At 37.8% G+C, this 24,946-nt stretch carries 18 protein-coding genes; 3 read left to right on the forward strand and 15 right to left on the reverse strand.

Annotation, left to right across the window (positions count from 1 at the left end; genetic code table 11):
- Nucleotides 1–448: 448 nt before the first annotated feature.
- From CWD90_RS14545 to yiaK, 12 genes are all read right to left on the reverse strand, one after another.
- Nucleotides 449–1,156, reverse strand: a complete 708-nt coding sequence (locus CWD90_RS14545) for a 3-keto-disaccharide hydrolase (protein WP_103476809.1) — start codon at nt 1,154–1,156, stop codon at nt 449–451.
- 40 nt (nt 1,157–1,196) lie between these two features.
- Complete coding sequence (locus CWD90_RS14550) at nt 1,197–1,526, reverse strand: hypothetical protein (protein WP_103476810.1); 330 nt, start codon at nt 1,524–1,526, stop codon at nt 1,197–1,199.
- 475 nt (nt 1,527–2,001) lie between these two features.
- A complete protein-coding gene (locus CWD90_RS14555; protein WP_157941243.1) occupies nt 2,002–2,745 on the reverse strand; it encodes a hypothetical protein in 744 nt (247 codons plus the stop codon).
- 590 nt (nt 2,746–3,335) lie between these two features.
- A complete protein-coding gene (locus CWD90_RS14560; RefSeq protein WP_103476812.1) occupies nt 3,336–4,964 on the reverse strand; it encodes a long-chain fatty acid--CoA ligase in 1,629 nt (542 codons plus the stop codon).
- A gap of 686 nt (nt 4,965–5,650) precedes the next feature.
- Nucleotides 5,651–7,915 carry a xanthine dehydrogenase family protein molybdopterin-binding subunit gene (locus CWD90_RS14565; protein ID WP_205161251.1) on the reverse strand — a complete coding sequence of 755 codons (2,265 nt, stop codon included), beginning with the start codon at nt 7,913–7,915 and terminating at the stop codon, nt 5,651–5,653.
- Between the two features lies 1 nt (nt 7,916).
- Nucleotides 7,917–8,378, reverse strand: coding sequence for a (2Fe-2S)-binding protein (locus tag CWD90_RS14570; RefSeq protein ID WP_103476892.1), 462 nt, complete (start codon nt 8,376–8,378; stop codon nt 7,917–7,919).
- A gap of 463 nt (nt 8,379–8,841) precedes the next feature.
- Nucleotides 8,842–9,207, reverse strand: a complete 366-nt coding sequence (locus CWD90_RS14575) for a DUF2200 domain-containing protein (protein ID WP_103476814.1) — start codon at nt 9,205–9,207, stop codon at nt 8,842–8,844.
- A 40-nt stretch (nt 9,208–9,247) separates the two neighbouring features.
- A complete protein-coding gene (locus CWD90_RS14580) occupies nt 9,248–9,697 on the reverse strand; it encodes a hypothetical protein (RefSeq protein ID WP_103476815.1) in 450 nt (149 codons plus the stop codon).
- A 181-nt stretch (nt 9,698–9,878) separates the two neighbouring features.
- A complete protein-coding gene (locus CWD90_RS14585) occupies nt 9,879–12,308 on the reverse strand; it encodes a hybrid sensor histidine kinase/response regulator (RefSeq protein WP_103476816.1) in 2,430 nt (809 codons plus the stop codon).
- 254 nt (nt 12,309–12,562) lie between these two features.
- Nucleotides 12,563–13,660 (reverse strand): hypothetical protein, encoded by a 1,098-nt coding sequence (locus CWD90_RS14590; protein WP_103476817.1) that lies wholly within the window; start codon nt 13,658–13,660, stop codon nt 12,563–12,565.
- Nucleotides 13,661–13,781: 121 nt separating this feature from the next.
- Complete coding sequence (locus CWD90_RS14595) at nt 13,782–14,489, reverse strand: class I SAM-dependent methyltransferase (protein ID WP_103476818.1); 708 nt, start codon at nt 14,487–14,489, stop codon at nt 13,782–13,784.
- A gap of 84 nt (nt 14,490–14,573) precedes the next feature.
- Nucleotides 14,574–15,593 carry a 3-dehydro-L-gulonate 2-dehydrogenase gene (gene yiaK / locus CWD90_RS14600; protein ID WP_103476893.1) on the reverse strand — a complete coding sequence of 340 codons (1,020 nt, stop codon included), beginning with the start codon at nt 15,591–15,593 and terminating at the stop codon, nt 14,574–14,576.
- 480 nt (nt 15,594–16,073) lie between these two features.
- Here yiaK and CWD90_RS14605 point away from each other — a divergent pair, with 480 nt between their 5' ends.
- Nucleotides 16,074–16,799, forward strand: a complete 726-nt coding sequence (locus CWD90_RS14605; protein ID WP_103476819.1) for a hypothetical protein — start codon at nt 16,074–16,076, stop codon at nt 16,797–16,799.
- Between the two features lie 222 nt (nt 16,800–17,021).
- Here the strand turns inward: CWD90_RS14605 and CWD90_RS14610 are convergent, their stop codons facing one another.
- The 3 genes from CWD90_RS14610 to CWD90_RS14620 all read right to left on the reverse strand — a co-directional run bounded on the left by CWD90_RS14610 (nt 17,022) and on the right by CWD90_RS14620 (nt 20,903).
- The gene (locus CWD90_RS14610; protein ID WP_103476820.1) at nt 17,022–17,399 is read right to left on the reverse strand and encodes a nuclear transport factor 2 family protein; all 378 of its coding nucleotides are present in this window, start codon (nt 17,397–17,399) and stop codon (nt 17,022–17,024) included.
- A 524-nt stretch (nt 17,400–17,923) separates the two neighbouring features.
- On the reverse strand, nt 17,924–19,972 hold the full coding sequence (locus tag CWD90_RS14615; protein WP_103476821.1) for a heparinase II/III family protein: 2,049 nt from the start codon (nt 19,970–19,972) through the stop codon (nt 17,924–17,926).
- Between the two features lie 4 nt (nt 19,973–19,976).
- Entirely contained in the window at nt 19,977–20,903 is a 927-nt protein-coding gene (locus tag CWD90_RS14620; protein WP_157941244.1) for a hypothetical protein, read from the reverse strand.
- Nucleotides 20,904–21,116: 213 nt separating this feature from the next.
- Between CWD90_RS14620 and CWD90_RS14625 the strand changes: the two genes are divergently transcribed.
- Both CWD90_RS14625 and CWD90_RS14630 read left to right on the forward strand, forming a co-directional pair.
- On the forward strand, nt 21,117–23,297 hold the full coding sequence (locus tag CWD90_RS14625) for an alpha/beta hydrolase (protein WP_103476823.1): 2,181 nt from the start codon (nt 21,117–21,119) through the stop codon (nt 23,295–23,297).
- A gap of 29 nt (nt 23,298–23,326) precedes the next feature.
- Nucleotides 23,327–24,937 carry a hypothetical protein gene (locus tag CWD90_RS14630; protein ID WP_205161252.1) on the forward strand — a complete coding sequence of 537 codons (1,611 nt, stop codon included), beginning with the start codon at nt 23,327–23,329 and terminating at the stop codon, nt 24,935–24,937.
- The last annotated feature ends 9 nt before the right edge of the window (nt 24,938–24,946 follow it).

Raw genomic sequence — 24,946 nt, forward strand, 5'->3', positions numbered from 1 at the left:
TGCCCATCAGGAACTGGGGCATTATTTTAAATCAGTTCCTTACGATCTATGAAAAAAGGGTCAGACTTTAAATAAAAGTCAAACCCTGGTTATTTTTAACTTACACAGTTTGCGGGATAGTGTCATTTCGTTTAGGTATTTCTATCCTGTTTTTTTAATGGCCTACAACGGTTTGTGTATGGTGTCGTAGCGTATCGGAGGGTGCTATGCACTATACACCGTATTATGAGCTTTTTCCTGTTACCCAACAATGGTTGAGCTTTTATAATTATGTTAATTGTTTCTATCTTCTACCCAACTTTAATTTTTTAGGACAAGTATTTCCTCAACCATTCTGTTCTCAATTTTATCGAGCAGCGGGAGCATCATTTTTCTTTTCATTTTTGGATACTAACTTATATTAATTAAAAATATTTCGAATGCTCATATGTTAATATTACCTGAGGCATTACAACTCTTTATACCAGATGTCTTTAAACTGAACCAACATTGGTCTCCCGGAATGTAGTTGCAAAGCCAGTAAACCGGATGGGTCGAAATTTTCCCGGTCATTATCAATTACTTCGGCTACTAGTTTTTCATTTACGTAAAGGGTAATTTTATTTCCTTTACAAATTAAGTGGTAGTCGTGCCATTGCCCCAGTTTAAAGTGTGCCTTTTCCTTTGCCCCTGGCAATGTTGTTTTCGTAGCTACACCTTTTTCGTCTAAAACGGTTCTTTCTCCTCGCCAAGACAATGTATGTCTTCCGAATTCATCGTATAACCTTACCAACCAGTCTGTTTCCGTATTGTTGTCTACTTGGTATCCCTTGCAATCGGCTTGTTCGTAATGTTCGCTCCGAAACTGAAACCCTCCATTCACATTATGTTTGCTCACTAAACGGTGTTTCAGCTTTAGTTCAAAGTCAGCCATCTGGCCGTATTCAGAAAATAGGTATTGGTTTTCGGTGCATGGTTTTTCTTTGCTGATTTCTGCTGTGATAGCTCCTTTCTCCACACTCCACCAGCTCATATCAGCAGCATTCCAACCCTTTAATGTTTTGCCATCAAAAAGTGAAATAAAGCCTTTGGGTACATTTTGTGCTATACTTTCCTGACAAGGAATTAGAAATATTATCAGGAAGGTTTGTGCGATCATAATTAGCTGGTTTTTCATAATTTCTTTTTATATCACTTCCCTACTTATTTGCCTTTTGTTACGCAATATTCATGGCATCTCTATCATAGAACTTAAACAGATTAAGTGTTGGAGATGCACCAAGAGCTTTCAAGGTCTTCAAATCCCTTAAAAGAATTTCACGAGCAAGCTGCCCCTGTTCACTCAACTGAAGTTCAAGAAGGTCATTTGGATGAAGTTCGGTTATATTCTCATTAAACTCTAAGTGTTTAACAATCTCAGAAAAATCACCTACTAGTTTACGGTTCCAACAAATCACATTAGTTTTTCCATGAAAAGAAGCGGAAACGAAGTCTTGAAAATTAGTGATGTATTGAATTTGATTAACTGTATGAGATATGTTTTCCATAATGAGTATAAGTCTAAACTATTTGATAAAAGTAGTATTATCCAGTTTTCAAAATCTTTTAATTGGAATTTTACTGATAATTGTATCGTAGAATTTCGTTTAGGTATTTCTATCCTGTTTTTTTAATGGCCTACAACAATTGGATATTAACTATTTATCTATTTTATGACTAATATAGCCAATCTTTTATTTTGTTAAATCTCCACGCGCTAATTAATATTTTTTAATCTGTTTAGCCTGTGGTTATGATATGGTGTACCTATGGTATTTTTTTAAATGAAAGTCTGCAAAATAGGAGCAGAACAAGTCAAAGTTTAACAAAAAAGAGGGGTTTAATTAAAAACACAAACAATCTCTAACTTTAAGGAACTGAACTTTTTCATTGGAGGTTTGTTGTAGGCAGTATTTCATAAAACAAGAAGAGACGACCTTTTATAGTCGTCTCTTTTAATACTGTAATAAATTCTAACTATTGTTATTTATTATAATCTTCTACTAATTTAGTGAAAGCTTCCAAAGCATCTAGCTGGAAGCTAGATTCAAAAATAGGACCGTTAGTAAATAGAGTTTGAAAACCATAATAATCTTTGACATAATTAGCTAAAACGGCTTCATTGTCTCCCACAAGAGCTTTTATGTTTATTATAGACATATTTTTTACGCCTTCTCCTTCTTTCTGGAAAAGAATCTCAAAATTGTTTTCTTGAAATGCAACATATTCAGCATCATTAACTTTAGTACGGTCAGGTAAGTAAGATGAAACAAAACCTTGAGTGTGGTGATGCTTTTTATATATGGTAACCTTTCCTTCGGTAACAACTTCTAACATAAGATTTTTAGGAAACATGTCTTGTTTTCTAGTGGCTAATAAATTGACATATTTAGCCTTTTTAAATTTTCGACCATTTTCTAACGTAAAACTTTGCAAATCATTGGCTTTATAAACCTCAATTTCTTTTTTTATTTTTTTCCCTTGAAGGAAGGCCTTATGTGTTTTTTCATTAATGAGGTTAACCCTTTTTTGAAATTCTTGAGGGTTTAACATATCCATATAAATATAACCTTCAATTTCTTTCCCTTTTTTAAGGATTATTGTTCCTTTTTCATATTTCCCAACCGAACTAGGGGTTTTTAATTGAGCTATAGCAATGTTGGATGTCAGACTGAAAAGTACTGTGAGCATTAATGCAATAGATGAGTAAATTTTTACTGTTTTCATAAAATTGATTTTTATTAGTAGTGGTTTTGCTTATTCATTACAAAAATTACACCTAAAATAGGTAGTTGGTAATTGCTGCCAACAATTGGATATCGGTATTAACTATATCTCTATTTCAAAAACTACAAGCTCACTAGATTGTACCTAAATTTATTCTAGTGTCTATTTAATCCCAGATAGTTTTCTGTGGTGTAAAGAGGAGGGAGTACTACAACCAAGAGTCGGTTACTAACGTTCTAAGTAAGCCATTATTGGAATCAGGTTTTACCTAATCGGTGAAGCGCAGGAATATCCGTTGAATGGCAAGATGAGTTGAAAGTCCAAAGCTCAAAGTTCAAGGTTTGTATAAAGTTGGCAGTTGCAGTTGGCAGTGGGCGGAATTAGGTACAAGGTTCAAAGTTCAATGTTCAATGTTCATCTGGAGAGTGAGCATAGTCGAAATCGGAGTTAGTTATGAGTTAAAAGTTTAAGGTTGAAAGTTATATTCGGCAGACCAGCTAAAAAAATGGGCCCGCCATTGTGGTCAAGGAAGTGGTGGATGGCTCAAAGTGGGGCGACTTTGTGCAGCAGTTTTTTTATCCTATTTTATATTACTTCAGTTTTCCTTCCGCAAATAATTTCCTAAGCTCTTTTTTGTCAAATTTCCCAACACTGGTTTTTGGCACTTCAGCAATAAAGACATAGTTCGTTGGAATCTGATATTTGGCAAAGTCTTTGGTTAAAAATTCAATTAGATTATCATCGGAAGGTTTATCCTGATTGTCTTCCAAAACAATAGCTGCCAACGGCCTTTCTGCCCATTTTTCGTCCGGTATTGCAATTACGGCCACTTCTCTTATTTTTGGATGTGACATTAATGCAGCTTCTAAAGCTACACTTGATATCCATTCACCACCACTTTTTATAAGATCTTTGGTTCTATCTGTAATTTCCATATAGCCATCTTGATCAATTGTGCAAACATCCCCAGTTTTAAACCAACCATCATCTGTAAAATTTTCTTGGTTATTCGTTTTAAAATAAGAGCTTATAACCCACGCACCTTTTATATGCAATTCTCCCATAGATTTTCCATCCCGTGCTGCCAATGAGCCGTCCTCTTTGATCACCCGTAACTCTACTCCTGGAAAACTAATGCCCTGTTTAGCCCTAATTTTTAGTTTTTCCGAATCGGATAATTGCTCATGTTTCGATTGTAATCGGCAGGCTGTGCCCAGTGGTGAAGTTTCGGTCATTCCCCAGGCATGGGTTCCTATTATTCCGAAATCTCTATCAAATGCTTCAATAAGACTTGCAGGTAATGCAGAGCCGCCAACGAGATATTCTTTAAGCGCCAGTTTTACGGTAGGGGGATTCTTCTTCATGGCGTGGTAGATTCCCATCCAAATTGAAGGTACTCCATTGGCTTTGGTGACTTTTTCGTTTTCAAGAATTTTAATGAGGGCCTCAGGTTGTAAATTGGAAGAAGGCATTACCATATTTGTTCCGGACATAAGACAGCAATAGGGAGCGCCCCATGCCATTACGTGAAATTGTGGTACAATTAATAAGAGGGTATCCTGACTTCCTAAATTTGCCGCATTTGGGGTGATAATAGTGCATGCATGCAAATAGGTTGACCTATGGGAGTACAATACACCTTTAGGTAAGCCAGTAGTTCCGCTGGTATAACACATACCACAGGCATCATTTTCATTTAAGACAGGCCACTCGAAATTTTCAGATTGCTCGGCCAATAAATCTTCATAATTTAGGGTATTAGGTAAGGTAGTTTTAAAATTAGGTGGAGTATTAATAAGAACGTAATATTCTACAGTTTCAAGTAATGGGGCAATTTTCTCCAGAAGGGAAACCAGGGTAGCATCTACAAAAATGACTTTGTCTTCCGAATGATTAATGATATATTCTGTTTGCTGACTGGAGAGTCGGATATTAATAGTATGGCAAATAGCCCCAATACCAGATATTCCATAGTATAATTCTACATGGGGGCCATGGTTCCAAGCAAAAGTACCTACCATATCTCCTTTTTTAATTCCCAGTTTTTTGGTCAATGAATTTGCCAACTTCTTGCATCGATGGTACATGTCACCAAAAGAATATTCATGACGTGCACCATCAGGGAGGTACGTTATTATTTTTTTATGGTGAAAGACCCTATTGCCATATTCAAGAATAGTATTTGTTGTGAGTGGATAATTCATCATTAAACTTTCCATAGTACAATTTGATTTAGTCTTTTTTATGTGCATTACTTGCTCATTTTTAAGTTGTTGAAGGCCAAGTAGCAGTTCTTTCGAAATTAAAATCTAATAATTAAATATACTGAAATATAGGGAGTGGACATTAATAAGGATGTGTTCGATGTAATGAATAATAAAGGTGGTCCGTTATGGAGACAAGCAAGAGCTGATCCGTTATCGGACTAAACAAAGAAGCCTATTATGGGATAGAGGGGTATTGAGTGGTCAAAGTCGGCAGACTTTGTGCAGTCAGGCTGCGCTGGTAATTCGAACAAAAAAACTCCTTCCCTTGGTTAAGGGAAGGTGGATTCTCCGCCGGTAGCGGGGAAGACGAAAGGGATTGAAATCCCAAGCCTTATGAAAGGGAATTAACAAGAAGGAGATCCTCACGCCAGCCGGAGGGAAGGTTCAAGGTTTCCCAAGTTCAAAGTCCTAACCGGCTTGGGGATTTTCGAAATTGAAGTAAGGGAGGGTTCATAGTCGGCCGACTTTGTGCAGCCGTTCTATCGTCAGTTCGAGAAATGTGAATAGCCATTTTGTATCGAGAACGGGGCTAGAGTTAAATGCCAATTGCCAAAAGATATTAGCCGGACAAACACGTCTAGTTTCTGGAATCTTGTAGTTAAGTCTTCTTGTTTCCGATCAAAAGACAACTTATAAACCTATAGCCTTATAGGCAATCTCGTAATCCTTTTTCCGGTAGCCATAAAAATGGCATTGCAAAGTGCTGGTATAAACGGGGGCACAGGGGGTTCTCCAACTCCTGTTGGTTTTTCTTCATTTTCTACAAAATGTACCGCAGTTTTGATGGGCGCATCTGTCATACGGGCGACAAGGTAGTTGTTGAAATTGTTCTCCATAACGGCCCCATTTTGCACATTTATTTCACTTTTCAAGGCCAAACTGGCACCAAAGGCAGCACCTCCCTCGAATTGGGCCCTTATTCTATCCGGATTAACCGGTACACCACAATCTATAGCAAAATGGACCATTGGTATTTTGATATTGTTGTTGTCATCTACCTCCACTTCCACTACGCAGGCTACATAAGTAAGAAAGCTTCGATGTGCAGCAAACCCCATTCCTTTGCCTTTAGGAAGGCTTTTACCCCAGCCTGATTTTTCTTTTACCAATTGTACTACCTGCTTAAGGCGATGGGTGTCACATGGGTAATCTTCCAATTTAACGTTATAGTTGTTGAACCCTTCCACTTGGGCCGTAAAATCGATTTTACGATCGCTGCCCAATAGATCCAGCATATTCTCTATGGGGTCCATCTGTCTGGCCTGGGCCACTTGATCTACTATAGAACCTATGGCAAAGGCATGGTTGATATTGTGGACAGATCGCAGCCACCCAATCCTAATCTGCGCTTTTGCATCCAAGGATTCACAGGATATATTTTCAATTTCGAAGGGCATGTCCAAAACGCCCATGCATAATTCGTCCGAAGTAGGCCCTTTGGCTTCGGCGCTGGCCGTACCTGAAATAGATGGAAAAGCCGTACGGTGCACCCAGGAAGTGACCTTATTGTTTTTGTCGATACCGACTTTTATATGTTGTGCACAATTGGAATGGTAAAAATCGTGCTGAATATCGTCTTCCCTGGTCCATAACAATTTTATGGGAGTATTCATTTCTTTTGAAATCAAGGCTGCTTCCACTACAAAATCAGGTTTGGATTTACGGCCAAAGGCACTTCCCAATAGGGTAACGTTAATGGTAACTTCTGATTCCTCAATACCCAAGGCGGCGGCGACTGCTTGCCGTACCCATTGTGGCGACTGTACGGGAGCCCATATTTCACAAGTTCCATCTGAATTATTGCGCGCAACGGCACAAGGAGTTTCCATAGGGGAATGGGCCAAGTGTGGTACCAAAAAATCGGACTCGATAACCTTTGTGGCCTCTTTTAAAGCTTTGGTTGCAGAACCCTGTTGTCTTTTCACCTGCCCTTCTTTCTGTACGGATCGTTGCATTTGCTGCATAAAGGCGTTGGAGTCATAGGACGCATTTATGCCCTTCTCCCAAACCACTTCCACGGCATTCCTTGCCTTTATTGCGGTCCAGGTATTGTTGGCGACCACTACAATTCCGCCCAATGGGGCATTATAGCCCATAGGAAAGGCAGTTGCCTCCATTTTATATACTTTGGAGACACCTTCAATGGCAGTGGCCATATCGCTGTTGAACGATTTTAATCCTGCCCCTGCCTCTGGATTTCTTTTTATGACCGCGACCTTCAGATCAGGGATCTGCACATCTAGTCCATAGACCGCTTTCCCAGTTACGATATCCTCTAGGTCATAGATAACCGTTTCCTTGGAAATGTATTTAAAATCTTTCGAGTCCTTTAAAGTAATTTCATTTTCCTCTGGAATGGGCAAGGCACCGGCTTTTTCGGCCAAATAACCGTAGCCCAAACTTTTTCCCGAACTATGGATTATTTCATGATTTACGGCACTACATTCAGAAATATCTACTTGCCATTCTTGGGCCGCTGCTTGCATCAACATTAATTTCACCGTAGCGCCCGCTACCCTTAAAGGTTGATAGAACATTCTTACGCTATAGGAGCCGTCCGTATTTTGATCGCCATATTTTACATCCCCAACAGCCTGTATTATTTTTACTTTGGTCCAATCGGCTTCCATTTCATCAGCCATTACCAAGGGTAGACTTGTTCTAATACCAGTACCCATTTCCGAGCGATGGGCAATGAGTTGTACTTCCCCGGTTCCCAAAATCGTGATATATACGTTAGGAGCAAAAACAGCATCTTCCCGACCGGTTAAAAAGGCATTTTTTTCTTGCTTGCATCCCAAAGGAATGCCAAGGATAAAACCAGTGCTGCCCAAGGCCCCAATTTTCACAAAATCTCTTCTACTAACTTTAAACAGTTTATCATTGGAAGGGTTTGGTTTCATATTACACATTGTTTTTAGCAGCGTTCTTAATGGCACTTCTAATTCGGATATAGGTTCCACAGCGGCAAATATTACCGGACATTGCTTGTTCGATGTCAGCGTCTGACGGATTCCCGTTTTGTTCCAATAATGCTATGGCCGACATGATTTGCCCACTTTGGCAAAATCCACATTGGGGAACGTTCTCAGCGATCCATGCTTTTTGTACAGGGTGAAGTCCATCTTTTCCGACCCCTTCAATGGTGGTAATAGCTTTATCATTGATTGCGGAAATTGGTAGGCTGCACGACCTTACTGCTGTACCGTCCAAATGGACCGTACAAGATCCACATATGGCTATTCCACAACCATATTTGGTCCCGGTCAGCCCTAATTGATCGCGAAGCGCCCACAATAAAGGTGTGTCGGGAGCGCATTCAATCGATACCTTTTGATTATTGATGTTTAAGGTGAATTTTTCCATGGGCAATATCATTCATTTATGTAATAACCATATGGCGACATGCAATTGGATAGGCTTTTAAAGCCTTTAATGTGGTTCTAAAAGGTTGATTTAGAATGGTTTTGCCCCATATTAAGCATTAAGATAATAAAAAAATTGATTGCTCAGGCCGCAATGGATAATAAATTCGGTAGCCCCATCACTGGCGCGAGCCTACCTATGGGCAAACCAGCTTAAAATGGATCTGCCATTTTGGCCTAGGTAGTAGGGGAGGGCTTATAGTCGGGCAACTTTGTTCAGCAGGGGGATTTGTTAGTTGTTATGGTCAGTTCGAGTGAAATGGCAATAGCGATATTGTATCGAGAACTGGTTACGTTTAGTTCGTAATCTTCTCGATACAATTTTATTTCGTTTCACTCCATAAAATCACTCGAAGGGACGGGCTGGAGACAGCAACACTAACTTTAATGACATAATGGTAAATCTACCCGGCACGTAGAATCTTCTCCATCTTTCTTCCCTTAGCCAGTTCATCCACTAATTTGTCCAAGTACCTTACCTGTTGGGTTAAGGTATTTTCAATTTCCTCTACCCTATAGCCACAGATTACACCAGTAATGAGGTGGGCATTAGGGTTTAATTTTGCCCTCTGAAAGAATGTTTCAAACGTAACCTTCTCATCCATGAGTTCTTTTAATTTGTTTTCATCAAATCCGGTCAGCCATGCTATCACTTGATGCAATTCTTTTATCGTCCTGCCTTTCTTCTCCACTTTTGAAATATAGTGCGGAAATACTGAGGAGAAGGTTAATTTAGCTATACGCTCATTGTGTTCGGGTGTTGTTTTCATTACTAATACTTTGGTGTTCGTCTAGTTAATTTACTTGTGGTTATGGTGTGTCAATTAACTTAATTTGCGCATCAATAACCTCAAGCATTACAAGGTCCCCATATTTTAAGCCATCAATTCTTGGAAGCAAAAGTTCCAATATTGTCGGGTTTTGAAAATGTTCTGCTTTGGTGGTAGGATCTGGCATATAAATCAACCCCTTATAGGTAGTTTCATTAAATTGAAGTGATACATCAAAAAAGTAAAAATTTTCTGGGGGAATGTATTTAGACCAGTTTACATTCTCGAGAAAATATTTTGGTTTTTTTATTTTAAAAATAAACGGAGCAATGTCTAAATTGATAGTCCCTAAAAAGTATTGATTTAGGTCTAATCCTTTTACTAAGAAATGTTCGCATTGGGCTTTTAAAGTTCCATCTGGATAGCGAGGATCTTTTGCCTTCCCTGAGGCAACACCATGACCTTGACATACAACAGCATTAACTTTCATTATTCTATACTTTAATTGATTAAAAATGCTTAATTGTTATTTTTTTGCAAGCTCTGATATGTTTATGGTATTGTACCCCCCTAACACTTTAACAGCAAACTAGTCGGAAATATTGATTGACATAACTGATTGCCCTAATCACATGAATCTATATATGTATCCTGGAATAGTCACCAAGTTTTTATTTCTTCTTAAAATATTTTTGGAGCAATGTAATTAGTTCGATCCTGTTAATGGGTTTAGTTATATAATCATTGCATCCAGCAATCAGGGCTTTATCCTTATCCCCGGAAAGCGCAAATGCACTCTGAGCAATAATTATAACATTTTTATCGGTTTTCCTTATTTGCTGAGTGGCAACATATCCATTCATTACAGGCATTTGGATGTCCATCAAAACTAAGTCAATGTCAGGGTTTTTATGAAATAATTCTACCGCCTCCAATCCTGTTCCCGCTTTTAATATTTCTGCACTATACTTTTCCATTTCCTTGGAAATCAGCATTGCAGATATTTTGTCATCTTCAGCAATTAAAGTTTTAATCTTTTTTATATCAATTTCTTCAATCGAAGGTATGATTACTTTCTCCAATACCTCAAAATCTTCAGTTCCGATCTGGTAGGGAATTGTAAAATAAAAAGTACTGCCAATTCCTTCTTCGCTTTCCAACCATATTTTTCCACCAAGCATGTCAATAAAGGCCTTTGATATGGCAAGTCCCAATCCTGCACCCTGTTTTGCCATAATGTTTTGAACATCTGCCTGGATAAATCGCTCAAAAATCACATCTTGTCTATCCTCCGCGATTCCAATTCCTGAATCCTTAACAAAAAACTCCAGAAACGCTCCTTTTTTATAATACCCTATTACAATTTCACCACAATGGGTATATTTAATGGCATTTTTAACCAGATTGGTAAGAATGGCAAAAAGTTTTTCTCCATCAGTTTTAATGATTAAATCTGCATCGGAAAATTGTTTGTCCTTGGAAAGACGTATATTTTTATTTTCAGCTTCAGGGTTCAGTAGATTAAGAACAAAATCTACCTGATTGTAAATATTGGTTTCTCGATAGGTAATACTCCGTTCACCAGATTCTATTTTAGAGATGCTTATAATGTCATTAAGTATATTGAGCATACGTTCCCCCGCACTTTCTATAATTTTAATGTAATTGTTTTGTTCATCCCCTGAAAGTCCCGGTTCTTTTAATAATCTTGAAAAACCAAGAATTCCGTTCATAGGAGTTCTTATTTCGTGACTCATGTTGGCAAGAAAAGCAGATTTTAAACGATCGCTTTCCTCGGCCTTTTCTTTTGTTTTTAAAAGTTCTCTGTTGGCTTGGTTAAGTTTTATATTTTGGGATTCAATCTCTTTAGTTTTCTCTTGAATTAAAAATTCCCCTTTTTTTCTTTGTGTTCTATCCGACACTGACCCAGCTATCCGAATTGGTCTTCCTTTGTCGTCACGAACTGATTCGGCTCTATTAAAAATCCATGCATATTCACCGTTTTTTTTCCGTATACGAAATTCTATTTGGTAAGTGACGTCATTTTCTAAATAATCTTTTAGTACCGTTAAAACACGCTCTGCATCTTCAGGGTGTATCCAACTTTTCCAATTCGAAAATCGTGGTTCAACTTCCCCAGGTTCATAGCCCAATATTTCATACAATCGATCTGAAATCCATAGTTCATCGCTTTCGAGAAATTTCCAGTCCCAAATACCTGCATTTGAAGCTTTTACCGCTAAGGCAAACCGCTCTTCACTATCTTTCAACAAACCTATTGATTCCGTCTCTTTGGTAATGTCGTGGGAGTTGTAAAATACATACCTCTTACCATTCTCAGCATTAATTATTGGAGAAAGAGTTACCTCTGAGTGATATGGAAAATTTTCTATAGTAATGGATTCAATAAATTTTAATTGCTGGTTGGAATCAATTACTTTTTGATAATTAATAATGGTTGCTTTAAGTACTTCGGGTTTAAGATAAATTAAATCTCGACAAACATCCTCTAGAGATTTCCCCACAAAATCCTCATTGGTAACATAAATTCCAAATTGTTTGCCTTTATCCATATAGGAATTGTTGACAGCAACAATTTCGAAATTGTGAATATCATGGTATTCCACCAACAGTTGAAGATCACGGGTATTATTAAAGACAACGGACATAAGGTCTTGACTGTCCATAAATTTAATTTCCGCATTTCTTTGCTCTGTTACATCACTGATCAAAATAGAGAATTTTCCTTTTACATGGGAAAAGCCATAGATGTCGTAAAACTTTTTGGTATTGTGGTTGTAATCTATGAAGTGAATGGGAACTTGATTATTGGCCAACTCACCAAATCTGTCTATCCATTTTGATTCCACGTCAGGGTAAATTTCCTTAATTGTTTTACCTATTGTTGTTTCAATTTCCAGCCCAGTTTGATCTACAAATCCTTTATTAATCTGCAAGAAGCGATAATCTATAGGATTGCCTTGTAAATCATAAACCATTTCATATAATGCGTAGCCTATAGTAATGCCATCAAACATTTTAAGGATTAGTTCCTCTTTTTCTTTGATTTCATCATCAACTTTTTTTTGGTTGGTTTTCATAAATAACTCATTTCATTGCTGCATTTTATAGTAATTATCAGCACCATTTCAACATTACTGTTAAGTTAAAAATTTGGTTGTTTACTGAGGTTTATGTTCTTGCGTATGTACTCGCCTGAAAGAAGTATTTATCAAAAGCAAAAATATTTTTCAAATGTAGGAATTTTATATGCCGTTTGAAAAAAGTCATACACCATGTACTAATGGGGGTTAGCTTAGCAGTCATATTTAGTGCGGTTATCAACAATTCTATTTCAAGGCTTGTCCTTTAGCTCGAAATACACTTTTTTCATGACCTCTATTTTGTCTTCGTCTTCCGCTATGGCATGGGTGGTAAACATCATTACCCCACTGGATTTACCCGACAGTCCCCCTCTAAGGACAGTTTCAAACTGCTCTGGGGTAATATTACCTGGGTCGTTGTGGGCCTGAACTATAGGCCATACTTTGGGAAAAGTGCCTTTTTGTATATCTAATTCATTACTAAACCACTGAATGTTTTCTTGTACCCATTGAGGATCTCTTCCCATTCTTTTATGGTAAACCATGGGGGAAAACACATCTATGGTTTTTTTTAATAGATTGTAGTCCAGCCCTAGAACACGTTGTCTAGCACCATTAAAATCTTCGTCGTTCCAAGGACAGTGATATAGGCCTAGAAGTGTCCCTGGTTTTATTTCCTCAATTATGCTCTTTATATCGTAGGTCCAATCGTATATAACCTTACAGCGCCAATTGCGCCAAGTGTGATCTTGATTTTGAAGTATCCATTGTGCTTTCTGCGCGGTACTCCCATCGGGTATTTCAACACGGGAATCCTTTGAAAAAATATCAAGACAATGATTGCAAAAACAGGTTTCGGGCAAGATGGGCTCTGGGTCTTCAAACTGGGCGTGCCAATGAACATAGTCCATCCATACACCGTCCAGGTCATAGTCCAAGAGTAAGTCCCTAAGTTGATCAAAACGATACTTTCTAAAACCGGGTTCGGTAGGGCATACTCCCATAAACCAGGTTGCTGACTCCACTTTTTCTCCCAGCTCATTTATGGCCCATGCTTCCGGGTTTGTTTCTACATAATTCTTGCCGTTGAGGGTGGCAAATTCAGCATATACCTTCGACCCTTCGGACCTTGCCCTAGTAATCATATCTTCGTTGATCGATCCGCTATGCACAAAAATGGCATTAATCCCTAGGTCGTTCAGATGATATCCTTTATCCCATAAGGGTTTAGGGTTTCCATAAATACCCCTGATCTCAACAGTTTTTGCAGAATCATCTCCGCATGAGATAAAACCAAGAATGATAAAAAGACATATGTACGGAAAACAGAATTTTAGATTTGTAGTCATCACCGCTTATTTTTGAGAATTAAATTACAACTTTCAGACTAAATTTGAGACATAGGTATACCCCTTTACGAAGGCGGGTCAAAAAGGGGAACGGGATTTAATAACAGCCTTTAACGAAAACTTATTTTATACCTCCAAAAGCCCCAAAGCACATGTTTTTATGTAGGATTTCAACCTTTTGGAAACCTACTTTTTTCATTAAGTCCAGTTGATAGTTCATGGATCTTGGGGAATCTTCCTTGGCCACATAATCCAACACTTTTTTTCTATAGTCCTTACCGCCCAAGTCCTCTAAATAGTCCCCATATCTTTCCCAAGTATATTCGTTCAGCATATCGGTGTCCTGCGTAATAAGGTCCGAAATCATAAGGCAACCTCCCGGTTTTAGAAGATCATATATTTTTTTAAAGGTAGCCTCCCAGTCTGGGTCATCCCTTAAATGGTGCAATACGGCGCCGGCCAAAATAATATCGAATTGGTTTTTATCAAGGGATACTTCTCTAATATCACCCTGTATTATTTCTACCTTTTTATCCGTCTTTTTGGAGACTCTTTCATATGCTTTATTTAGCATTGGCCTGCTCAGGTCCACCAAGGTACAATTCAGGTTAGGGATTTTAGTAAGCATCTTTAAGGTGTAGTTGCCCGCACCACAACCAATATCCAGTAAGCTCTCCGCTTTGGGGCATATTCTTTTAGCAGCCTCGGTTATAAGCTCCAATGAAATTTTGGCATCGATGGTGGTAAGTTGCCCAGTGTCTAAATTAGAAAACCTATCCACATCATTGTCGAACCTTTCCCTGATCTCTTCTATACTCGATTTTTTCATATATTAAAATAACAGCTAATTGTTTAGTATAGCTGAAACTACTAAAAATTCAAGTAGTAATTAAGTAAATAGTATTTAGTTTTTCTATTTGTTGGAGAGTTCCAATATCTTTTCCCAAACACTTTCGCTTACCGGTATGCCTACCTTTAAATTCTCTGCTGTGGTAAGCGCACTTCGCTCACCCGGATAATAGATTTTGTCCCCAACCTCCATGGAATCTACATCATGGGTATAGCCTATTATTTCCTCAATAAGTTTATCCTGTAAATCCTTGTCGTGGAACACTTCGGGGTCAATACATAGAAACACTTGTGAAATACCCGTTTCAAATTCCTTTAAACCTATTTTATAGGTAGAGTTCCCTGCTGCCAGTAAGGTGGCCAGCATATCCAAGACTATGGATAACGCAGAACCTTTCCAATACCCGATAGGGAGGCCACGCTCTTTTATTAAAATTTTTTCCGGGTCATTGGAAAGTTGATCTTTCTCGTCCCATCCACCAGGGTAGGGTAACTTTTTACCCCGTAGTTTATAGTCGTTGATCTTTCCGAAGGCAAATTGAGAAATGGCCATATCCAATATAATATGTCCTTTCTTTCTAGGTATGGATACAATAAATGGGTTGTTGCCAATACGGCTGTCCTTACCTCCCCATGGTGGCATATTGGGTTGTGTATTCGTAAATAGAATGGAAATGCAACCGGCATCTGCAGCCAATTTTCCGTAGGTACCACCGCGCATCCAGTGGTTATTGTTACGTAAGGCCACCAATCCCATTCCATGGAGTTTAGCCAATTCTATAGCCCTATTGGTACAAATGGTGGCATTGATAATTCCTGGGCCATAATTACCGTCCCATCGTTCTATGCTACCAAAGGATTCCACTTTTTCTGCCTCCGCATCAATTTTAACGGAACCGTTTTCAACATACTCCAAAAAAAGGGGTACGCGATTAATACCATGGGAATTTACACCAGCCAACGTACTCTCCGTATAGGTCTTGGCCAATAATTGGGCCTTTTCTGTGGTGAATTTATATTTTAGGAACAGTTTGTAGAGTACATCCTGCAAGTGTTGGGAGGAAATTTGCAAGGTTTTTTTCATTTGATAGTAATTACTTTTGGTGAATGGCTCTGTCATTAAGATTTATACCTAATCAAATACATGTTTTAACGGTTTCCTTATAAATGTGCTAAATTTTTTGAAGGGGTTTATTAGTGAAATAATAAAGTGGGTAAATTTATGTCTGAGCTTTTTTAAAATACTACTTTTTATATTTGAATTCTCAATTTACTTAATTCAAATAGGAGAATCCATAACTAATCAGTTATTTCAACAAATAAAGCTGTCGCTTAATCAGAAGTATTATTATTTTATTGACATTTATTTTACATTTGATTAACTTTTGATTAACATTTGATTTGTGTTCAATATTTTACAATCTATTGTAAATCAAGATTGTTGAGATTTTTCAGGAAATTCTTAATCGCACGTTCGTTTTAGGGGTTTGTTAAGTTTTCAAAAGTGGATAAACTGATTTTTGAATTTCCCATTAATTTTTAAGCACTTAATTAATTTAAACTTATGAAGAAAAAATTTACACCAAAATATATGTTGCGGCTATTGAGTATTATCATTGCTTCACTAGTAGTATTAAGTAGTATTGGCATTGGCCTTCAACATTTTGTGAATAATAGATTTGTTGATTTTTTTGTAAAGCTATTTTATTTGGATAATGAAATGACCATACCTGCCTTTTACTCCTCGTGTGCCCTAATGATCGCTGCTGTTCTGTTAATAATAATAGCGTTAAAGAAGAAAGAGCTTGGTAATAAATACATAGCATGGTTAGTGCTCGGTTTTATTTTTATCTTCTTAAGCTTTGATGAAATTTGCGTAATACACGAACATTTTTCAGGCCTGATTCAAAAATCTTATAAAACTACTGGATTCTTGTACTACGGTTGGGTAATTCCTTATGGAATTCTTATCTTGGTATTGGGTGTAACTTATTTTAAATTCGTTATGGACCTGCCTTCAAAGGTTAGATTATATATGATATTGTCCGGAGGTATTTTTTTGATGGGAAGTGTGGGCTTTGAAATGATTACCGCCAAAATTCATTATATAAGTGGTGAAGATAATTGGGTGTACATATTAATGATGACCATAGAAGAGTCTATGGAAATGTTTGGAATAGCTTTATTTATATACACGCTACTTTTATACATTAATATTCAATTTGGGACTTTTAAAATTACCGTTAAAACTAAAAAGAAATTGGCGGAAGTGCAAAAAATAAAGGCCTAATGACTACAGTAGGTGTTTAGGGGGCTTAAAAAAATATTAAGCCGTTGGTTTTTAATATTGTCACTTTGTTTTTCAATTCCAAAATGGATTAAATTAAGGTTTACTACCAAGAGTCTTGACTTCTAAGGTCTAGTCCAAGAAGAATCAAATTAGACATTGTCTTTTAAGTACTTGGTATATTACTTGCAATAGCCTAAAAAGGTATAGTTGGGCAAGTTAACTTTAATACATAGTATTCGGATTTTCCGAACTCTTAGGTATCTGCTGTATAGAATCCCAATGTTCACAGATTTTACCGTTTTCATCAAACCTAAAAAAATCCATGGTGACATATTGGTCATTATCTGGCCAAATTTGGTGAGTATGCAATGCCACTAAATCCCCTTCTGCAATAGATCTAACAAAATCAATAGATTTTTGGGGGTACTCAATTGCCATTCTTTCAAAATAGTTAATAAAACCTTGGGTGCCATCCGCGACATGCGGATTGTGTTGAAGATATTCCTTGCCAACATATTTTTCTATAGCGGTTCTGGGATTTCCTTCATAGGCGGTCCTGTAAAAGGCTATGGCATTTTTCTTGTTTTTTTCTAAGTCCATAAGATTATTTCTAAGTTATAGTTATCAATTACTTCACACTTGTCAAAATAGTAGACTACATTATGAAATTATACTTTCATTTTAATCAAAGTAATCATTATTGTCGATAATCTTTTTGTGTCAATCTTCATTTTCTTTGCTTGTCCAAAGAAACCGAAGCAAAAGAAAAGACACCTTCTCCAATGAATTTTTTAGACCAAGTCTAAAAACCGGTTTCAAAACTCCGCGCTTTTTTTAGGAAAAAGCTGGATTTCGGAGCTTTTGAATCCTATTCTGCGGAGAAAGGAACCTAATCGAAAGGCTTCCAATGTGTTATTCAACTTATTTAATTTTGTTTTTTGGCAAAGAAATAAAGTACTAAACATGCAATAGAAAATGGATTATTCTAGATTTTTATTCCGTGCTACAATATTTTCAAAAATCAAAATAAAGAATATTACCAACGCTAATTTTACATATTATGGATTTTGAATGGCCCCAATAATGGATTGGATATTTCTAGGTTTTAAAATAACTTACTTTGTTTAGGGTGTAGCTAATTTTGCTTTGCTACTGTTGTTAAAGGGAATAGTGAGCAGCCATTTTTTATCCTTTGAGGTTACACTTACGCTAATTTCTTGCTCATTTTCCGATTTAATTTTCGCCTTTATTTTTGGCGTTGCTTTCTCTGAAGGCATAAGCAACCAGACAAAGGTGGTATCGGAACCAATATCGGTAGTATAGGAACTGGTAATATTTGGCCCATAGATATTGTATTCAGGACTATACCAACCTTGTATTTCAGGTTTTTCCTGACCTTTGATAAATTTTAAATTTAATTCTTGTTTTCCAATGGGTATCAAAGCAAGATTACCCCTTTCATTAGTGGATTTCACTATTGTCCCCTCTTTTTTCATCATATTATCCGGATGCCAATGCCACAGTGCATCAATTTTGCGTGGTCTGTCCGTTTCTACCTTGTCCACAACAATCCAAAATTCGTTGCGAACATAAAAAACAACCCTAGTATGTTTGGCCTTTCCTTCTACATCTATAAACTGGTCAAAGGAATTTGAAGCATAATCAAAACCTTCTGTTATTTTAAAGTGACTTTCTGCCAACGGTTCTAGGGCATGTTTAGGGCCGTTAGTTTGTCCTTTTCCGTCTATTAAAATCAAATTATGCCCAGCACTGCCCTTGGCATAAGGGCGGAATTTTTCGGCAACTTCACCGGTATAGGCAAATCGTCCAGAATCTACTAAAAAATCTTTGCCATAGGCGGAAACAGAAAGGTGTAATTTATCATTATGTTGGTGGCCACTGCCCCATGGTCCCATATCAAAAAATAACCACTGCGCATCCGCATCAAACCCACTTCTTGAAACAAAATGCCCTGCCCATGGATATAAATAGGAGGGCCCGTTCGTTGGTTTAAGGCCAAATTGGCCATTGGTGGCTATATACTCCCAATCTGGATGATGATACTTTTTAGCTCCCTTTAAAATAAAATTACGGTCGCTTCCCCTGTCACCGTCATTGTTCAGTAAACGAAAACCTCTAGGTCTCACCATATGGGAAATATAACCGTACATATCCTCAATGGTTCTGTTGTAGAAGTCGGGCAGTGTCTTGTTGGCTTTGTCGCAGATATCCTTGAAAAGTTCAAAATTAATTAAGGAAACGTTATGGTAGTGCGAGCTAAGCTCAGTTTGTACGCCATCCGGATACACCTGATCTTTCATGCTTTCCACCATAGTTTCAATGGCATAGTCCAACCATTCTTCAGAATTTTTGTATTCCGGAAAATAGGCTGCCACCGTTGCCAGTGCTGAAATTTCCATGGTAAGCCAATTATTAGCGCTGTGAAAATTCCTATTGTAATGGGCGTGATCGGGCAAACTACTGAGCAGTAATAGTTGTGTGGCAGGGGAAATATAATCGCAGTTGATTAGTCCGTAAAATATTTTGGTCCATACTTTTGCTCGGGCAGCGACCTCTAATCCACGCCATACAGAGGTGCCGCTTTTAACCGCTGGGTAAGGATTGCTCTTGATTATAAAATCTCTTAAGAATAAGTCTATATATTGAGCATATTTCGGGTTTCCGGTTTCCAAATAAGTATTGAATATTTGGCTTAACTGGCTATGCCTATTGGAAAGCCAAGCCCATTCCTTGTCATTATTGGGGCCTTTGTAGTACCAGTCGCGATGCCCATCTGCAAGATAGGGTACTTTTCCCTGTACATTTTGTATTACGAACACATTTGTTAGAATGGTATCGGCAGCCGCCACTTCTCGCGTCGTTATTTTAGGAATTTCTTTTCGTAGGTCAGAGGTAAGGGCTCCATTTTTATAATAGTCCAATAGTGCGTTGCATGCCGCTATGATATTACCATTGCTATGTGCTAATTTTACCTTTTCCATTCCTGGATAATCAAGATTGATTTGATTCAGCATATTTTCTATCGTCTCGGGATAGTAAGTGATAACATCTTCTACGGTAGTTATACTTTTCCAATTTTGCTGTGCAGTAATTTGTTCAGTATTGCAAAAAAATAGGATAAGTAGTGATATTGATTTGATGATTTTAAGCATGACTTTATTTTTGAGTGAACTTGTTTATGGCAATTTGTTTTCTAGGATCAGGTTGGGTACTCCAGATTATTAATTTCCCTTCATTGTCTACTTGCAAGCCTACAGCCGCATTAAAATCGACTCCGTTTTTGCAGTTAAAGGTTTTGGATTCGACTTTCTCCATGATGGGTTCAAAGGAACCAAGCTTGCTTACGAGGATTAAATCGGCTTGCCCAGAAAGCTCTTTTTTATAAAAACCAATGGCATATATAGCGGAGTTATCCTTAACAAGATTTATGGATTGATAACTTCCCCAAGCATTTGGTGCGGTAAAACTAAACAGTAGTTTTTGTTCCCCTTTTTCAGGATCAATTCGGTAGAAGTCCCAGTTTCGGGAGTCCCAATTGGAAACTACCGCTAAATAATTTTCACCCATTGCCAATAATCCTGTTGCTCCCGCTGTTTTTTCCTTGACCTGTCCATTGCGTTCAATAATTAAATTAGGTTGGGCGTCATGAAGTGCATTACTCTGGTAATTGTAAAGGCAGACCTTGGAAGTGGTTTTAATGATATTGTCTTCAATGCCAACTATCATATAAGGTTCACTGATTTGAATTCCTCCAGCATGCCGGTACGGATCAGTCATAAGAGTAATTAAGGCATCCGTTTTTCTTTTTTTAAGATTTATTTGTAAAACGTAGGCCTTAGTAAGTGAACTCCCTGAAATAAGAAGTTTTTTGGCCCCCTTCTTTTCTATGAGTTGAACACCTTGAAAATGGCCACTTTCACTGGGGATTTTTATTTTATTGTTGATAAGGATTACTTCTGGCTCGGAACTTAAAGCTTTAAAAGCTTCGGACACATTTGCTACTTGTTGACCAAAACCCGTCATAGGACATAGCCATAGGAAAACAATTAGAATAAGCTCTTTTAAAGAATGTTGTGTGCCCATAGTGCTTTTAATTTATTGTGAACTATCTTTCTGTTTAACGATAAATTCTTATCCTCATCAAAAATAATATATGTTGGATATTTATCATTTTCAGAAGCAACGGTTTAAACCTACTATTTTCTATTGAAATACAACCAATTTTCTTGTTTAAACGATTAAATAATTATCTTGGACTTTAAATTTTCTTAATTTATAGCCAATTAAAAACCTATTATGTCCAAAAGAGTAAGTAACCATTTTCCTTTCCTTGTTATATTTTTGATATTTATATTTCAACCGCTTATTGGTCATACCCAAACGGATTATTCGGTGCTTGATTATTGGAAGTATTATTCTGATGCAGAAAATCAACTTTACAAACAACAAAGTGAGATTTCCTTTCAAAGTATTGTCAAAAGACAAGAATCGATATTGAAGCTTCAGACGAAAATAGATTGGGAAGGTCATCAACAATTGATAAAAGAAAAGTTACGGGAGTCGCTAGGGGATTTTCCCGTAAAGACACCTTTAAATCCTGTGATTACCAAAAGGATTAAAAAGGAGGGCTATAGCATAGAAAAATTATTTTTCGAATCCATGCCAGGCGTCAAGGTGACAGCAGCTTTTTTTATTCCTCAAGGTAAAAGGAAGAATCTGCCAACTATAATTTATAGCAGTGGCCATAGTGATCTGGCATTTAGAAGCGACATCTATCAACATGTTATTTTAAATCTGGTTAAAAAAGGCTTTGCTGTATTTGCCTTTGACCCTTACGGACAAGGAGAAAGATTGCAATATTTTGACCAAACTCAGGGCAAGTCACGCTTTAGTCCAACGCGTGAGCATTCCTTTCCTGGGGCGCAGTTGTTTATCAATGGGGAGTCTACGGCCAAATATATGATTTGGGACGGGATTAGGGCAGTGGATTATTTATTATCGCGTAAGGAAGTGGATCCAAGCCGGATTGGAATCACAGGAAGGTCTGGTGGAGGTACACAGACAGCCTCTATAGCAGCCTTTGATGAGCGAATAAAAGCATCAGCACCGGAATGCTATATCACCACCTTGGAATACCAGCTAAAATCAGGTGGGCCTCAAGACGCAGAGCAGAATTTTCCTAGGGGTATTCAGCTTGGTTTGGACCATGCAGATCTTTTGGAAGTGAGGGCTCCCAAACCAACTTTGATGATAACCACAACGCGGGATATGTTTAGTATTCAGGGCGCACGTGATACCTATGAAGAAACACGATTGGCCTACAAAGCTTTTGGTAAAGAAGAAAATATGATGATGGTAGAGGACAATGCGGGGCATCAATCTACCCTGAAAAACAGGGAAGCCATGTACGCCTTTTTTCAAAAGCATTTGGATAACCCGGGAAATTCCCAGGATGGGGAAGTGGTTATTTTTCCAGTAGAAGAACTGTATGTTACGGAAACAGGCCAGCTTTCAACATCGGTCGGTAGCAAGTTTTTATTTGATGTGAATAAAACTTTGACCACGAAGAATATGGAGATGTTGAATGGGGATAGGCAGAATATGAATCAACATTTAATCAATTTAAAACAAAAGGTAGAAGCAATTTATGGTTATTCCAAAAGTGCCAAAAAGGGAAAATTGATATTTTCCGGACAAACGGAATTTGAAGCCTATTACCTCAATAAATATCTTAAAGTGCTTGAAGGGGATAAAATAATTCCATTTGTAACCTTTGTACCGAAACAGCCCATGGGCAGTTCTGCTCTTTACTTGGATAATTTGCAGGATAAGGAGTCGGACGAAGCTTATGCCATTCCCATTCAATTGGCCAAAAAAGGTGTTACCGTAATTGTCCCTGATTTACCGGGGTTTGGTGAATTGGGGCCAGGGTATTTAAAAGGGGATGCCTATTTTGAAAACACCTCTTATAACCAGTGGTTTGCCGGTATTTTAAATGGGAAAAGTACGGTGGCCATTCATGTAGAGGCTATAGAAAACTTACTTCAATCTTGCGTGGAAGAATTGAAACTGGACGCTAAAAAAATAATCGGAATATCTAAAGGTGGCTTTAATTCCAGCCTTTTGCACGCTGCAGTTTCAGGGGTGGAATTTTCAAAGTTGTTGTTTTTGGAGCCAATGCTTTCGTTCGAATCCATTGTTTCCAATAAAGATTATGATCCGGCCTTAATTCCTTTTGCCGTTGCAGGGGCCTTGCCACATTACGACCTCCCAGACTTGTCGGCAGCGTTTTCCCCTAGGAAACTAATGTTAGTTACGGATAAGGATACTTTGGCAGCTGAGGGGTTTAAGGAGGCCTATGAATTTGTAAGCAAACACTATGAATCCATGAACAAGGCCAATAACTTTTCTATCGAAAAGGTTAATTCACAGAAAGAAGCGATGGATTTTGTAAATGAGTTTATATCGGACCTTTAACGGGTTATCATAAAATAACCATTAGTATCATGAAAATAAATTTAATTCTTGCATTAGTAATCTTAAGTATAATTGGCTGTAAAGATTCTAAACCAGTTATACAGATGTCTGAAAAGGATAGCCATCTGTTTACTAAAGCAGATGAAAATGCCATTTTGGCCAGTGAGGGATTTATTAGGAGTGAGAAATTTGTTCATGGCTGGTTGGAGATGGCTGATCCCGAATCTGGCCTAATTCCAAGAAATCTTGAAACTGACACGGACATATGGAACGCAAAAGATGCTGCGGCCGATAATTATCCATTTATGGTACTCACTTCTTTTTTTACCGATCAGGATTTATTTGATGGGGCCATGTTGGATATGTTACATTCTGAAAAAAAACTCACGTCTAGAGTTAACACCCTTCCCGATACCTATTCATTTTCTAAAAAGGATTTTCAAAATGAACAATTGGATATGGCTGAAATTATTTTCGGGACTTCGGAATACATTAAGGATGGCTTGCTGCCCCTTACAGAATGGTTAGGGAAAAGTCCATGGTCGGATAGAATGTTAGAGATGTTGTACGATCTGAAGAATGAAGTAAATGTTGCCGATGGGATATCTAAAAATGGTTCCAATGCAACCCGGGAGGAAGTGAATGGCGAATTGCTACAGATTCTTTCCCGAATATACTGGATGACGGGGGATGAAAAGTTCTTGGACTGGGCCGTAGGCATTGGCGATTATTATTTATTGGGCAACCACCACCCCACAAAGAACTTGGAATACCTTAGGCTGCGAGATCATGGTTGCGAGTTAATATCAGGCTTATGTGAATTGTATGTTTCCACAAGCTTCGCCAGGCCAAACAAAAGGGAAGCCTACCGAAAACCATTGCATGAGATGATGGATAGGATTTTGGAAGTTGGTAGAAATGGAGACGGATTGTTTTATGATGCGATAAATCCCCTAACAGGAGAAGTTGTACAGGAACGCCCTGCTGATAATTGGGGTTATACCCTTAACGGATTTTATGCTGTTTATATGTTGGATAAGGATCCTACATATAAGGAAGCCATATTGAAGATATATTCCAATTTAAACAAATACACCAACTATGATTGGGAGAAGGGTAGTGCCGATGGGTATGCGGATGCCATTGAAGGCGCCCTAAATTTGTATAATCGGATTCCGGATGCCTCCGTTGCCAAATGGATGGACAGTGAAATAAAAGTGATGTGGGCTATGCAGCAAGAAAGTGGCATTATAGAAGGTTGGCATGGGGATGGCAATTTTGCCAGGACTACCATTATGTATAATTTATGGAAAAGCAAGGGTTTGTATGTAAAGCCTTGGAGAGATGACCTGTTACTTGGAGCGGAGCAAAAAGGAGACTCATTATTGATCTCAATTAAATCTGAACTACCTTGGAAAGGAAAACTATTTTTTGATAAGCCTAGGCACAAGGCGAATATGAAGTTGCCTATGGATTGGGCCAGAATCAATCAATTTCCTGAGTGGTTTACGGCCGATAAGGATCGGGAATATACGCTGCTGGATTATGACCAGTCCAAATCCATTAAATTTCAGGGCAATCAACTTATAGATGGTATTGCCATTGAAATAAAGGATAACAAAAGAATGGTGGTGTATTAGTTGCTTAAA

The sequence above is a fragment of the Arenibacter catalasegens genome, assembly GCF_002909235.1.
In the GTDB taxonomy this organism is placed as follows: domain Bacteria; phylum Bacteroidota; class Bacteroidia; order Flavobacteriales; family Flavobacteriaceae; genus Arenibacter; species Arenibacter catalasegens.

Coding starts and splice junctions, on each gene's coding strand:
- CWD90_RS14545 (WP_103476809.1), bottom strand. CDS start 1,156: ATGAAAAACCAGCTAATTATGATCGCACAAACCTTCCTGATAATATTT.
- CWD90_RS14550 (WP_103476810.1), bottom strand. CDS start 1,526: ATGGAAAACATATCTCATACAGTTAATCAAATTCAATACATCACTAAT.
- CWD90_RS14555 (WP_157941243.1), bottom strand. CDS start 2,745: ATGAAAACAGTAAAAATTTACTCATCTATTGCATTAATGCTCACAGTA.
- CWD90_RS14560 (WP_103476812.1), bottom strand. CDS start 4,964: ATGGAAAGTTTAATGATGAATTATCCACTCACAACAAATACTATTCTT.
- CWD90_RS14565 (WP_205161251.1), bottom strand. CDS start 7,915: ATGAAACCAAACCCTTCCAATGATAAACTGTTTAAAGTTAGTAGAAGA.
- CWD90_RS14570 (WP_103476892.1), bottom strand. CDS start 8,378: ATGGAAAAATTCACCTTAAACATCAATAATCAAAAGGTATCGATTGAA.
- CWD90_RS14575 (WP_103476814.1), bottom strand. CDS start 9,207: ATGAAAACAACACCCGAACACAATGAGCGTATAGCTAAATTAACCTTC.
- CWD90_RS14580 (WP_103476815.1), bottom strand. CDS start 9,697: ATGAAAGTTAATGCTGTTGTATGTCAAGGTCATGGTGTTGCCTCAGGG.
- CWD90_RS14585 (WP_103476816.1), bottom strand. CDS start 12,308: ATGAAAACCAACCAAAAAAAAGTTGATGATGAAATCAAAGAAAAAGAG.
- CWD90_RS14590 (WP_103476817.1), bottom strand. CDS start 13,660: ATGACTACAAATCTAAAATTCTGTTTTCCGTACATATGTCTTTTTATC.
- CWD90_RS14595 (WP_103476818.1), bottom strand. CDS start 14,489: ATGAAAAAATCGAGTATAGAAGAGATCAGGGAAAGGTTCGACAATGAT.
- yiaK (WP_103476893.1), bottom strand. CDS start 15,593: ATGAAAAAAACCTTGCAAATTTCCTCCCAACACTTGCAGGATGTACTC.
- CWD90_RS14605 (WP_103476819.1), top strand. CDS start 16,074: ATGAAGAAAAAATTTACACCAAAATATATGTTGCGGCTATTGAGTATT.
- CWD90_RS14610 (WP_103476820.1), bottom strand. CDS start 17,399: ATGGACTTAGAAAAAAACAAGAAAAATGCCATAGCCTTTTACAGGACC.
- CWD90_RS14615 (WP_103476821.1), bottom strand. CDS start 19,972: ATGCTTAAAATCATCAAATCAATATCACTACTTATCCTATTTTTTTGC.
- CWD90_RS14620 (WP_157941244.1), bottom strand. CDS start 20,903: ATGGGCACACAACATTCTTTAAAAGAGCTTATTCTAATTGTTTTCCTA.
- CWD90_RS14625 (WP_103476823.1), top strand. CDS start 21,117: ATGTCCAAAAGAGTAAGTAACCATTTTCCTTTCCTTGTTATATTTTTG.
- CWD90_RS14630 (WP_205161252.1), top strand. CDS start 23,327: ATGAAAATAAATTTAATTCTTGCATTAGTAATCTTAAGTATAATTGGC.